Raw genomic sequence first — 14,390 nt, 5'->3', positions numbered from 1 at the left:
TCTTTGGTTCAATGATGTCTACAACTACAACAATCTAAAGTGCCGTAACGCTGCTCCACCTTTGAAAATAATATACAGCTCATTCACCTTATGTGGTGCCTCAAGCGAACACTGGACTGTTGTCCACTTGATATCTTTTCCGTTCACACTGCCTCCGGGTCCAGAAACTTCACACACACCGAGCAGTTCGCCCTCCAGTCCTCCGGAACGAATCTCCAGTCTGCCCTCTTCCCCAAAAGCTGCCACTCTGGCTTCAAATCCTTGTACTTCCTGAACAGCATTATGGTTGAAAGCGATCCAGGACAACTGCTCCTCTCGATATAAGGGTTCTTCCCGAGTGATTGCTCGAACTGCCGAACGTCCTTCCAGACATTCATCCAGTTGAACACCTGCACAAGCATCGTAATTCTCGGCAAAGGTAAGCAAGTGCAGCGGGCGATCAGGAATCGTCTCCCCTTCAATTTCAATATCAGCCGACTGACGTATATCTGCCGAAGAACGCCCTGCCAGGATGGCCCAGGTCGCTGTCTCCAGGCAGTATCGATCTCGGGTAACATCCCATAGCGCCAGCTTCTGAACAGGAACCTCGAAACTTATCGTAATATGCGTCCCTGCTTTGACATGAACACGACGGAAAGCAAGCAGTTGCTTCTGTGCACGTTTCACTCGGGAGGTATATGAAGATCCATAGATCTGTACGACTTCATCACTGTCACGTTCACCTGTATTGTGTACCTCCACTTCAATCTTTAATTGATCTGTGGTGGTGGATTCACTCGGAGCACTTCGACTTACACGAATCGCTTCGTATTCGAATTCGGAATACGTCAGGCCATGACCAAATGCATATTGAACCGGTCCTTCATGATACATATAGGTCATGCCATTCTGAATGATGTCATAATCCATCATGTCAGGAAGCTGTGATTCGTCTTCATACCATGTCATATTCAATCTGCCTGCCGGGGCATAATAACCTAACAGCACATCTGCAAGCGCGTTCCCCAATTCCTGACCAGCATGTGTCATATAAACGATTGCGCGGGCAATACCTTTCAACTCCTGCAAGGCAAATGGATAACTGCCCATAATGACAACCACCGTATTGGGATTGGCTTCACACACGGCTTTGACAAGTTCGACCTGACTCGGCGGAAGCAGCAGACTTGGGCGGTCAATTTCTTCTTTGCCGTTGATATATGGGCTGTTGCCAACAACAACGACAGATGCCTGACTGCTACGTGCAGCTTCTACGGCTTGTTGTATTCCGCTGGTCACAATATCAATATTGAATGCAAAAGGTATCTGTGTATTGCCTGGTGATTGACTTGCGTGTCCAGAGGCACTCACATTGTCCTGAGTTGTACTTGTACCTGTAGTTTGTTCTCCTTGTGGCCGTGGTGGTGATACAGCAGACTGTCCCTGATATTCGCTCAGTCCAACAGGGATACCGTTCCACGTCCGCAAGGTGTTACTTCCGTCCGTTAGAGGATCTATGCGAACAACTTCCTTCACAAACCAGCCACCGATCTGCGGTGCGTTTGCCTGATAGATGCCTTGCTCGGTTAAGCTAACGTAACGGTTATTTTTCACACTTCTCAGCGTGTGACTTCCCCAACCCCAATCCTGATGTACAAATTCGGCGGCTGTAGGTGCACTGGCTTCCGGCACAGCGACGAGTGTACCTTCCGCACCCAAGGTAATAACCTGACCGTCTGTTATCTTCAGCTGAATACGGTCATTCCCATCTGAATACGTTATGTCTGAATGAGGTAGTCGATTGCGCAATCCATCGAGGACGGATACACGATAAGGCAGTGTGCCACTGTACCAATCGGTATAGACAACATCCGCAAGCGGCCCAATCACACTGATTTTCTGCAACGCTTCTGGCTGCAAGGGAAGCAATCCATCATTTTGGAGCAAAACAATTGATTCGGCAGCCGCACGATAACTAAGTTTGGCGTGCTCTGGTGCACATAATACAGATTCAGGTATAGACACATAAGGATTTTGCCCCGACTGATCCAGTTGTCCAAGTCGCATCCGCACACCAAAGATGTTGCGGATGGCTCTGTCCAAATCAGCGATCTCCAACAGATTCCGGTCAAGAGCCTCCTCCAGAGCAGATACAACAAGATCAACTTCATCTGTAAGACAATCCACTCCTGCCTTCAACGCACCTGCTGCTGATTCGGCATGACTGGTGTGATAACCATGATAGTTCACCGTCTGTGACAGGTCTCCACCATCACATACAATGAAACCTGGCATCGCCCACTCACCCTTAACCACATCATTCACATATGGACTTTCAATGGCAGGTGTACCGTTGATGGAATTGTAAGCTGTCATCATGGACAAGGCTCCGCCTTCCACAAATGGTGTCTCAAAAGCTTTTAAATAATATTCCCGCAGATTCCGCGGATCGATGCTGGATGAACAATTCAGCCGATCTTTCTCATTATTATTGGCAAAAAAGTGTTTCAATGTAGCAACCATTTTCAGATAAAAAGGGTCACTTCCCTGCATACCTTTGACGAGAGCTGCCGACATTTCTCCCGTGAGGACCGGGTCCTCGCCATATCCCTCTTCCGTTCTGCCCCAGCGTGGGTCACGTTCCAGATCAACCGTTGGTGCCCACAATGTTAACCCGTGAACCTCAGGATCACGGTGATGGTATGCCCTAGCTTCATCACCAATGACTGAACCAATCTCCCGCATGAGCCTTGTATTCCAGGTACTTGATAGACCGAGCGGTTGTGGAAATACCGTTGCCTCCCCTTTCCATGCAACCCCGTGGGCAGCTTCGCCCCCAACGTTGTAGGCTGGAATGCCCAGTCTTGGTACAGCTGCTTCGCGTGTAGGAATTAGTCTGATCTTCTCCTCCGTTGTCAATCGTGCAATCAGGTCATCCAACCTTTCCTCAAGTGAAAGTGACGCATCCCACATCGGGTATTGATGATACTCCTTCATCCTTCATTCCTCCTACGAATTAGTTAAGTCCAAGTTGCTTCCATTGCTCCAGTAAATCCAGCGTACGCTGGCGATACTTCTGACCGTCTTCAGGTTGATTGACCTGATGTTCATGAACGTAGGCATTAAAATACGAAGACAGTATTCGGTACGCAAGCCTGCGTGCCTGTCCTTCAGCGGATGAGTCCAGTGGACGATCATATCCTTCATGAAAAGCCGCTGATTCTGTCGACAATATGGCTTCAAACTCCCTGTCGGCAAACATGGAACGATCTCCGTCAATGATGGCCGCAATGTTCAGCTCACCATTTTCCTGATGAACAAGTACATTTGCTTCCCACAGGTCATTATGAACGAGTACTGGACGGGTCACTTGATCAAATAAGTCTTTATTTTTGATGAATATAGCTGCGATTTCTTCTCCTACCCCTGACATATAATCGGCTTGAGCAGCTTTAAGTGCCGTTTCTTCTGCAAAAGAGTGCAGCACCTCGGACCATTGATCCGAGCCTCTAATCGTCCCATCACCCTGCGGCCACCCAAACGATGCCCCCTCGATCTGATGCATGATGGCGGTATAGACGCCAAGCTGATGATACAATCGCTCTTTGTCTATGTCTGAAATCGATGCGTGATCCAGCTGCTTACTCGGGATAAATTCCATAAACATGTACGTTCTTGGAATGATGGATCCGCTGTCATCACAGGCGATAATGTTGGGAGCAGGAATGCCTGCCTTACGGTAATATTCATACACAATCGGTTCAGCCGCCATCATCGTACGTTCAAAAGAAAAGAGTGGGTCACTCGCAGAACCAGCCGCCATCTCTCCCCGCTCTGGAGCCAAACGTAAAATCACATCCGTATAGGATGTATGTTCAAGGTGAATCCGATAGGTTGTATTAAAAAGTCCACCTTGCAGGAGACCAAACTCCTTCACTTTGGCATCGCTTCCAAAATTAATCTCTACCAGTTGATGCAGCATCTCTGCTGATATCGTGCAGTGCAAACCGGAACTCATTGTACTCATTTCATTCAATCTCCTATCATCGTAGACAAACAGACGGCACCTTTCGGCACCGTCCTTTTCTTTTACTATATCATTTTACAGTTGGATTGTAAGCGCGCTTGCGCCTGTTGCTGCCGTAACGACAACACCAGTTGCACCAGACACTTGGGAACCACCTTCAACGCTGGATACACTTTCAATACCACGAAGCACGATGTTCCAAGGTTTACCTGCACCTTCAGCACGAACATCCAGCACTGATCCATTACGTGTAACGTTAACTGTCAGCTCCTGCTCTGCCGCTTGGTTCACAACGACAGCTTGAGCCGTTTGACCATCAGCCAGTTCGAACAAGTGCAAGGACACATCATTCGCAAAATCGTAATCCGGTTTGCTATCCACCGCACCCACAGCGATCAGGCTGTTTGGCTTAACCATCATTGGCAGTGTTTTGAAGTCATGGTTTTCACTGATCCAGCGTCCACCTTGTACTTTCGCTCCTGTCAGATAGTTCGTCCAAGTTCCTTCAGGCAGGTAATAACGCACATCGCCTTCCTTGTTGAAGATTGGAGCCACCAGGATTGAATCACCGAACATGTATTGCGTATCCAGGCTGTATGTTGTTGGGTCCTCTGGGAAATCCAGCAGCATAGCGCGCATCATCGGAATACCTTTTACCGTTGACTCTACCGCAGAATTGTACAGGTACGGCATCAGGCTGATTTTGAGTTTGGTAAAGTCACGAACAACGTCCACGGATTCCTCGTCAAACAACCAAGGCACACGATACGAAGTGCTTCCGTGCAGGCGGCTGTGGGAAGACAAAAGTCCGAATTGTACCCAGCGTTTGTATACGTCAGGGCTCGCTGTGCTTTCAAAACCACTGATATCATGGCTCCAGAATCCGAAACCGGAAAGCCCCAGTGAGAGGCCACCGCGAAGCGATTCAGCCATGGATTCATACGTGGAAGAGCAGTCACCGCCCCAGTGAACCGGGAATTGTTGCCCACCTGCTGTTGCAGAGCGTGCAAACAGGGCAGCTTCGTTTTTGCCAATCTTCTCTTCAAGCAATTCAAATACAGCTTTGTTATAGAGTTGTGTATAATAGTTGTGCATTTTAACTGGATCAGAACCATCGAAGTACACAACATCTGTCGGAATTCTTTCACCGAAGTCGGTCTTGAAGGAATCTACACCTTGATCAAGCAGGACTTCGAGCTTACTCTTATACCAATTCACAGCATCCGGATTCGTGAAGTCAACCAGAGCCATGCCTGCTTGCCACATATCCCATTGCCATACGCTGCCATCGGCTCTTTTCACCAGATAACCGTTCTCCATACCCTCATCGAACAAGTAGGATTTTTCTGCAATATATGGATTGATCCAAGCACAGATTTTAAGGCCCTTCTCTTTCAGACGTGCAAGCATGCCTTCCGGATCCGGGAACATCGCTTCATCCCATACAAAATCAGACCATTGGTATTCCTTCATCCAGAAGCAGTCAAAATGGAATACAGACAGCGGAAGATCACGTTCAGCCATGCCATCTACAAAATGGTTAACCGTTGCTTCATCATAATCCGTTGTGAATGACGTTGTCAGCCACAGACCAAAAGTCCATGCCGGTGGAAGCGCTGGTTTACCTGTTAATTTCGTATAATTATCAAGTACATCCTTAGGATTGTCACCGCCGATAATGAAGTACTCCAACGTCTCGCCTTCTACGCTGAACTGAACTTTAGATACATTCTCGGATGCAATCTCATATGATACGCGTTCAGGATGATTTACAAATACGCCATATCCTTTATTGGACAAATAAAACGGAATGTTCTTATAGGACTGCTCACTGCTTGTACCCCCGTCCTCATTCCAGGTATCGACGATTTGGCCATTCTTAACAAACGGCGTGAAGCGCTCACCAAGTCCGTAAACGTATTCACCAATACCAAGATCAAGCTGCTCGCGGAAGTATGCTTCCTTACTTGGACCTGTAATATAACCAGCAGCTCTTTGACCGCTACCTGTAATCCGTTTTCCTCCATACAGGAAGCTAATGTCCCAACCGTTTGTTTTGTCGATTTGAACTTCCAGATTGCCGCTTCTCAAAACAGCGCCTTGTTCATTTTTTGAGATCTCAACGTTTGCTTCTTGTGTGTTAAGCTCAAATTCAGGCCCTTTTTTCACTCCGCCCTTATGGTGATTCAGAGTTACACGAATAACGTTAGGCATTGGTGAGCTGTACGTTGCTTTCAGCAATGTACCGTTCAGAGTGTCGCCTTTGCTACGAATATATTTAGTTGCCGCATATACGGTCACAGAATTCTCTTTTTGCACAATATCACGAATGTCAGTTGGGTTTTGAATCTGGTACCCTTCACGAGTCATCCAGAATCCATCAGTAAATTTCATGTTTTCTTTCCCCCTTTGGTTATATTATAATAATATTGATATTAATAACGAATTTCTTCTCTTATTTTGACCAAATATATCACGATTTTGATAATAAACATCCGATTCTTGAACATCACCACCAATCTATGGAAACGATTACATTAATAATGATACAAAAGGAGAATCTGATATGGAACGTGAACGATTACGAGAAGACCGGATTCACGGCAATGCCATGTATCCCGTCAGTGTGTACCCGGATATTCAACAACTGAACGGGGATAGCATTCTCGATTGCCACTGGCATGATGAGATGGAGTTCACCATGGTGACCAAAGGCTGTGCCGTCTTTCAGATCGATATGAACACCGTTGAGGTTCAAGCTGGAGAAGCGATTTTTATCAATCGAGGTGAAATTCATGCGGGCTATCTGAAGGGCGATGTACCCTGTGTATTCTCTTCCATTGTGTTTAATCCGGAGCTGCTCGGCAGCCGCACCTTCGATACGGTCCAAGAGAAATTCATCGGTCCACTGGTACGCAAAACGGTGATTCCCCCCAGTCATATCAAGGCAGATGAGGATTGGGGACAAGAAATTCTGGATCACCTGAAACGCATATTTGCGGACCATGCTACCCGGACCGAAACGTGTGAAATGTCAACAAAAGCGTACCTGTACCTCATATTTGCCCGAATGTTCGAACATATGAGACCTGCTCCGCTCAAAGGCACCGTAGCTACAGGGAGTCATGACAAGGTAGAGCGCCTGAAATCCGTGCTCGGGTATATCCACAAACGTTATCCTGAACCATTAAAGCTGAAAGAACTGGCCGATGAAGCCAATATGAGCGAAGGACACTTCTGCCGTTTCTTCAAACAGATGGTGCAGAAAACCCCGGTTGATTACATTAACTATTACCGCGTTCAACAGGCCTGTGTTCAGCTTGAGAATACGGATCACAAAATTGTTGATATCGCCATGGATGTGGGTTTTGAGCATCTAAGCTACTTCATCACTACATTTAAAAAGCATAAAGCTACCACACCTTCACAGTATCGCAAAATGTTCTATGAGAACGTAGGAATGGAGTCTGCCCTAGTTCAGGTGTAAAAGAAGAAGGTGCTCACAGCTATTCCGCTGCAAACACCTTCTTTATCAACTTCCACTTCCCAAGAACTAACAAAGTAACGCTCTGAGGCACGTTGTCTCAGTTAGAACTCAGTTCATGTGCTGCTACAAACATTGCGCTAAGAAGTTTATTGATGTCTCACTTTTTCAGCGTCTTCCATGAAGTGTACTCATGTACGGAGAAACCGTTAAAGGACGCATGTACTGAAGCCATTTTTTCGACCAACTTCAATTGTGCTTCCATATAAGCAGATCCCTCTTCATAAAAAGTAATGAAGTCGCCTTCCTTACTTTGCTTTGTTTCCACGGCGATTGAGATCGTCTTGCCGAGCAGAGCTGCTTCTGCAAGTTCATCCTTCGCTACACTATAGATTGCAGCAGCTGTATCGCGGTAAGCCATAATGGTGATGGAATCGAACTTGCGAATCATCCAGCTGCTTACGGCCATTGTTGAACCCGGAATTTTGTAGTTATCCAGCCAAAAAGGCAGATCTGCCGCTACCGGCATCTTCATCCGTGATGCTCGCTCAACAATGTACTCCACATTTCCTTGCCACTGGGTAATCACACTGGCCTGATTTATTTTCCATTGTGGGTGCACATGTGGCTCAATATCCAGATGAATACCAGCAAACTTCTCATTGGACAACGCCTGCGCCTGATATGCCTCGATCCAGTCCAGGAAAGATGCAATCTGCTCCCGACTTTCCGTCAAGCCCCAAGCTGATCTTCCATCCATGACATCCACCGCAATGTTCTTGGCTCTCGCCTGACGGATAAAACTTTTATACTCAGGAATTTTGATATCCCGGTTCATCTGCAGATAGATCGTATTGATCTTGTTCGCTGTAGCGTAATTCAACACCTCTTGAGGATTACTTCGGATCTGGGTGGTATCCCATACCCAAGTCGCTCTCACTGGCATATCAAGTTCTCCATGAATCGTTGCATAACTGTCGACTGAACCATCCGCAATGGCTTTGGAAGAACAGGCCGTGCTCGCACACAGGATCAAACAACTCAGTAATAAGATAAAACGGTAACCCCTTTTGCTTTTCATATTTGTACACTCCCTCTGAAGTTATCAGCTCTGACGTGCAAATCTGGATGAAATTGTGTCGTTTCATATTCATTTAATGGATACTTATTAGGTACGACGAATTTGGATTGCTTTTATATGCAATATCATCTTCAAGACTTACGACGAAAGAATCATATAACTATATTTCGGGAATTCGTAGTTCTGTATGTATAGTTCAAAAGTCGCAATTATTCATTATTTTCAAATTCAATCCTTATTTCAGCATGACTTCAGTCATTATTGCCATATTTACACTAAGCTCCAGAAGACCTAGAAAGCGCTTTCTCCAAAAGCACACCAAAAAACCGCCCTAAGGCGGCTTTATATGGAACCCTATTTAATGATGTTCTAGTCGACATTTCCGTTCATTCATTACCCGATGGAGCTACAGGTGTATTCTCAACCACTTCATCGAAAAGGGACACCAGTTCAATACCTTCTGCCGAGATCCGCACAAGCCCCTTGTCGGACAAACGTAATTCCGGAATCACAACCAGCGCCAATAACGAAAGTGTCATGAACGCATTATTTAATGTACATCCTGCGGACTGTAAAGCTTCACTGACTGCTGCCGATTGGGCTGCAACGACTTCGAATGGCTCGGTTGACATCAAACCTGCAATCCGCAGCGGGAATTCGGTTACACCTGCTGCCGTTACCACGGCGACCCCGCCCTGCATACGAATGACGCGATTACCGGCTTCAGCCATTAGCGCATCATCATTACCGATAATCAACAGGTTGTGACTATCATGAGCAACCGTCATCGCAATCGCTGCAGGGGATGTGAAGCCGATGCCCCCAACAAGCGCTACCGCTCGATTCCCGGTTTGTTTGTGACGCTCCAATACCGCAATTTTGCATACTTCCCCTGAAGTTGAAACCACAACCTTGCCGTTCTCTACGGTAACAGGCAGGTGTTTCTCCTTTGTATCCACATGGTTCTCTGTCACATGAATGATTTTGGCACCAATGATCCCCTCTTGAATCGGCGCAGCCAACTCCAGATCTTCCGGCTGAATATTAGCTTCTAACTTCACCGTGTTCAGCGCTTCCTCAGGGTACGTGAAGCTGTCCCAGACCGCCGTCATTTTCCCGTTCTCGGCTACAACTTGCCCGGCAGCAATCGTCATGCCCACACGTACATCCGCCAACCGGCCGTCCAGCAGAAGAATATCGGCTATATTGCCTGGAATAATCGCTCCAATGTCACGCGCAACTCCGAAGCGCTCAGCCGTGTTAATGGTTGCCATCTGGAAAGCAGTGACAGGCTTCACGCCTTGGGAGATTGCGAGACGCACAACAAAATCCATATGTCCTTCTTTGAGCAGGGATTCAGAGCTTCGGTCATCGGTCACCAGCATCATCCGGCGTGTATCCAGTCCAAGTTCAGTGCAGGCTTTAATCGTCTCTGCTACATCATGCCATGCCGAACCTTGGCGCATCTTCGCGTACATCCCGAGTCGCAGACGTTCGACCACATCTTCCTTGGTCACACATTCATGATCTCCTGTAACGCCACTCGCTGCATACGCTGGCAGACGCCAGTCATCTGCAGCCCAGGTGAAATGACCGTCTGCCACTTTACCTGCCCGGAGGGTCGCCTGTATCTCACCGATCATCGTCTCGTCCCCATAGACTACCCCAGGGAAGTTCATCACTTCACCAAGGCCAATCATGTCCGGCCCCCAGGAAAGAGCCTCAGCTACCTCTTCAGGCCCGATATACGCACCTGTTGTCTCCAATCCTGGATGGGTGGAAGGCACACAGGAAGCCACCTGCATATAAGCAGCCATCGGTGTGGTCCGCGCTTCATCCAGCATCAGTCTCAGCCCTTTGAGACCAAGCACGTTAGAGATCTCATGTGGGTCAAAGAAACCTCCGGTCGTGCCTGAAGGCAATACCGCTCTCGCAAACTCGGTTACTTTCATCTGTGTACTTTCAATATGGCAGTGTCCATCCAGCAAACCAGGAGCGATATACTTACCGTTTGCTTCAATAATCCGGGTATGTTCTCCAATGGTGTGGCTTACATCTTTACCGACATAAGCGATTCGAGCTCCCTGTACGGCTATGGACATCTCCGGCAAAATCTCACCCGATATCACGTTTACCAGCGTACCTCCCCGAATGACCAAAGTCGCTGGCAAATCTCCCCGTGCTGTAGCGACCAAATCAGGTACACAATCGGCCATAAGTGGCCGTTCAAAAGATGGTTTGTTCATTTTGTTGCCTCCTTTAATAAACGATCCAAAAAAAATATATTGTTACGATTATATGATTCCGGACTTCATGTGTAAAGAAAAATCACATCCATTGTGCTTAAATACAAATTATGCAGTCATATTTATCCACGGGACCAATCCTTACGAATTTACGTTAGGTATTTTTATCAATACGATCACCTATATGGCTGTAACCTCATCACGTATAATTCCCTCGCTAAGCTAGCTTCTTCCCGATCTATGTATCATATACAGAAAGACTCCCGTTCCATTGAACGGAAGCCTTCTTCATGCATATGAGGTGTTATGTCAGTCCACTTGCGCAGCAGACACCTTGCCAAGATCATACCATTCTTCCGACTGGGCGGTAATGAACGGACTCGGTGTGCCCACACAGTAAACGTGCAGCAGATGCATTGCTCGTGTGCAAGCCGTATAGAACAATTTGCGTTCATGTTCCTGAGCATACTGCTCCGCAGAGCCGTCATAGATCAGGACAGCATCAAACTCCACACCTTTGGCCAGATACGCCGGGATCACATGAACACCCTGCTCAAAAGCCAGCGTCGTTTTCTTGATTAACTTCGGTGCTGTGGGCAGCGCCTTACCCAATGCAGCATGTACGTCTCTGCTCTCTTCGGCGGTCTTGCAGATGACTGCAACCGATTCGTACCCTTCCTTAATCAAGTGCTTCAGGTCTGTCGTGATGACGTTTATATGACGCTCTGAATCAGAAGAAACGATAACTTTAGGTTTCTCACCGCTGCGGTTAAATGGAATAATTTCTTCCCCACCAGGCACCATGCCACGGGTAAACTCCACAATCTCCCGGGTAGATCGATAACTTCTGGTCAGCTCAATGACTTCCGTGTTGTCTGGTCCGTACAGGTTAGTCAAGGGTCCTGTTCCACTTAGTACAGAAGAGTGGGCATAGATTGCCTGATTAAAGTCACCAAGTGCTGTTATTTTCGCCCGTGGGAACAATCTCTTCATAAATGCCAACTGAAACGCAGAATAATCCTGGGCTTCATCAATGATGACATGGCGAATATTGGAATTAATATGGAATCCAAGCATAAGCTCACGCAAGTACAAGTATGGGGTAATATCTTCATATGCCAACTCCTGAGCCTTCAATCTGCGTAAAGTCATCTTACAGATTTCATCCCATTGAGCAGGCAGCGCTTCATCACCCAGCAATCGCTCCATCTGAGCCTGATCGTTGAACAGATGTGAATATAATTGTCTTATATCAACGAATCGTAAGGACTTGATCCATTTCCGCAACGGTTTGAGTCGGTCACTGACCACCATACGTGCCAGAATTTCTCTTTCCTGCTCGAAGTCATTAAACGTATGGGTCTTTCCTTTTTGCTTGCGCTTCAACCGTTGATACGCACGTTGCAGATCCTCCGGCTCCATTAGATCAAGCTGCTGATCAACCCAAGGCGCATCCAGTTCACCTTTACCAAAGGCAGACAGTTCTTTCAGCATCCAGTCCCGCAACATCTCCAGTCGACTCACCAGCTTAACGGACGATTCGAAACTATAGAATTTCTCAGCCATAGCCTCTGACGTGACAATCGCTCGGCCCTGGAAGCGTACCGGCTTGAATTTCATGCCACCTGACAACATGCTTTCCTTATAACGTGTAATAACCTTGAGGAAAGTTTCGGACGACTTGAACCGAATGCTGGACATGCGAACATCGTAATCGGGATCTTCCGTCCCTGTAAGTACATATTCGAGTTGAATAAACGGATCTTCCAGTTGATATTCACGACCCAAACGGCGCTCCAAATACTCCTGGAAGGTCGTTTGCAACATGTTTTCCTCCCCAAGCTCAGGCAGTACCGTGGAGACATAACTGTTGAACATCGGATTTGGTGAAAAAAGAACCATCTGATCCGCTTGCAGATGCTCGCGGTATTTATAGAGAAGATATGCCACACGCTGGAGAGCCGCCGATGTTTTGCCACTGCCAGCTGCGCCTTGCACAATGAGCATGCGTGTCCGGTCATTACGGATAATCCGGTTCTGCTCCTTCTGAATGGTCGCTACAATACTCTTCATCTGTGCATCCGAAGTTCGACTGAGCACGGCCTGCAACAGCTCATCACCAATCGTAACCCCTGTGTCAAACATAAACCGGATACGTCCGTCCCGAATGACAAACTGCCGCTTCATCTTTATATCACCGCTGATCTCCCCGCTTGGTGTCTGGTACGTAATTGGGCCTGGCGCCCCGTCATAATACAGGTTTGAGATCGGTGCACGCCAGTCGTAGACCAGAAAGGATTCCTCTTTTTCATCCAGCAACGAGGCAATGCCCAGGTAAATGCGTTCTGCATTTGGATACCCGTCTTCCTTGAAATCAATACGCCCGAAATATGGTGAGTGATGCAGTCGTTTCATTTTGTCCAATGCAGCCGCTGTATTTAGATGGCTGCGCTCCCGATCGGATAGTACCTGTGACTGCTGCCGCATGCTGGTTGATGTCTCTCCGACATCGTCCGCTTCACTAAAGTTCATCGTGACTTCGTCCCAAAAGTCTTTTCTCATTCCAACCACTTCGTCACGAAAGGAGCCTACTTCATCTTCTAACGTTGTGATCTTGCGTTCAATCTGATCGGTCACGGTGTTGACCCGTTGTTGTTCCTCATTCCATTGCTGATCTGTACTCATATGTTAATAGCCCCTCTTTCCCCGGATTGTGTCCTCAAAATCCCATTTGACAAGCCCGAAAAGGCAATGGTATAATTATTAGAAAGTAAACATTTTAATTATATGTTAATTAGTTCTAATTTCTGAAAACCATTTTTTATTGTACCAGTGACAACGTCCCGATGCAAGCGGAGGCGTTTTTTGTTGTTTTCTTCTTCATTATTACCCAATCACCGGGTCCTCATCTGATTTAGCTACTCCTGCCTATTTTCGTAATTCTTCAATCGTCTCTTTCCAGCGTGTAATTGCTCCAAATTCATCTTTTAATTGAAAGGTTATTCCTGAAGTGATCTCCGCATATGGCGCGTGATCCACACGTACATGGAGCACTTGTGCTTCAAAACGATCTCTCAGATGAACAGCGCCCTTAATCTCAGACAGCCGTTCTACTTCTATACGGATATGCAGCAATCGATGTCCTTGAACCGCAATCAAGGTAGCCTTGCCTGTTTTACTCATGTTCATACTGGTCTGTGTACCTGGCCATAAAGCAAGTCTAAGCTGATGCGGATTTATCGCAATCACTTCCCCCATACTGATCATCGCCTGATGCGGCCATTGATCCTCAGATACGGTTAGCAGTTGCATGGCTTCATGCTGTTTATGCTCCAGATTTGTCCCACTCAACCATTCCATTAGTTCAGCGTCCAATTCCTCTATAATCATGTCTCTATCCCTCAGTTCGTTAAAAATCATTCATGCGCTTCAGCCCTATGTATGACAAAACAACCCGGACACGATGGTCCGGGCAATGTTGTAACTACATTGTATATGATCGCCAAGCAGGTGCGCAATTCGCACTTAGAGAGGTTGTTCAAAAAGTCTACTTTTGATTACGAGTCATGCCTA

At 47.0% G+C, this 14,390-nt stretch carries 8 protein-coding genes; 1 reads left to right on the top strand and 7 read right to left on the bottom strand.

The window, feature by feature from the left end; translation table 11 throughout:
- Window positions 1-24: 24 nt before the first annotated feature.
- The 3 genes from J2X75_RS03160 to yicI form a co-directional block, all read right to left on the bottom strand.
- Window positions 25-2,976 (bottom strand): glycoside hydrolase family 3 C-terminal domain-containing protein, encoded by a 2,952-nt coding sequence (locus J2X75_RS03160; RefSeq protein WP_310334257.1) that lies wholly within the window; start codon window positions 2,974-2,976, stop codon window positions 25-27.
- A gap of 19 nt (window positions 2,977-2,995) precedes the next feature.
- Window positions 2,996-4,006, bottom strand: a complete 1,011-nt coding sequence (locus tag J2X75_RS03155; protein ID WP_307537828.1) for a phosphotransferase family protein — start codon at window positions 4,004-4,006, stop codon at window positions 2,996-2,998.
- Between the two features lie 75 nt (window positions 4,007-4,081).
- On the bottom strand, window positions 4,082-6,400 hold the full coding sequence (gene yicI / locus J2X75_RS03150) for an alpha-xylosidase (RefSeq protein ID WP_310334256.1): 2,319 nt from the start codon (window positions 6,398-6,400) through the stop codon (window positions 4,082-4,084).
- A gap of 172 nt (window positions 6,401-6,572) precedes the next feature.
- Between yicI and J2X75_RS03145 the strand changes: the two genes are divergently transcribed.
- Complete coding sequence (locus tag J2X75_RS03145) at window positions 6,573-7,493, top strand: AraC family transcriptional regulator (protein ID WP_310334255.1); 921 nt, start codon at window positions 6,573-6,575, stop codon at window positions 7,491-7,493.
- A gap of 157 nt (window positions 7,494-7,650) precedes the next feature.
- Here J2X75_RS03145 and J2X75_RS03140 read toward each other — a convergent pair whose 3' ends face one another.
- From J2X75_RS03140 to J2X75_RS03125, 4 genes are all read right to left on the bottom strand, one after another.
- A complete protein-coding gene (locus tag J2X75_RS03140; protein ID WP_310334254.1) occupies window positions 7,651-8,571 on the bottom strand; it encodes a hypothetical protein in 921 nt (306 codons plus the stop codon).
- A gap of 386 nt (window positions 8,572-8,957) precedes the next feature.
- A complete protein-coding gene (locus tag J2X75_RS03135) occupies window positions 8,958-10,817 on the bottom strand; it encodes an adenine deaminase (protein WP_310334253.1) in 1,860 nt (619 codons plus the stop codon).
- A gap of 309 nt (window positions 10,818-11,126) precedes the next feature.
- A complete protein-coding gene (helD, locus tag J2X75_RS03130) occupies window positions 11,127-13,502 on the bottom strand; it encodes an RNA polymerase recycling motor HelD (RefSeq protein ID WP_310334252.1) in 2,376 nt (791 codons plus the stop codon).
- A 243-nt stretch (window positions 13,503-13,745) separates the two neighbouring features.
- Window positions 13,746-14,207, bottom strand: coding sequence for a pyridoxamine 5'-phosphate oxidase family protein (locus tag J2X75_RS03125; RefSeq protein ID WP_310334250.1), 462 nt, complete (start codon window positions 14,205-14,207; stop codon window positions 13,746-13,748).
- Window positions 14,208-14,390: the final 183 nt, after the last annotated feature.

Source organism: Paenibacillus sp. 2003 (assembly GCF_031455635.1).
Lineage (GTDB): Bacteria > Bacillota > Bacilli > Paenibacillales > Paenibacillaceae > Paenibacillus > Paenibacillus amylolyticus_B.
Note: the sequence above shows the minus strand (reverse complement) of the source record. Positions and strands in the feature narration are given on the sequence as shown.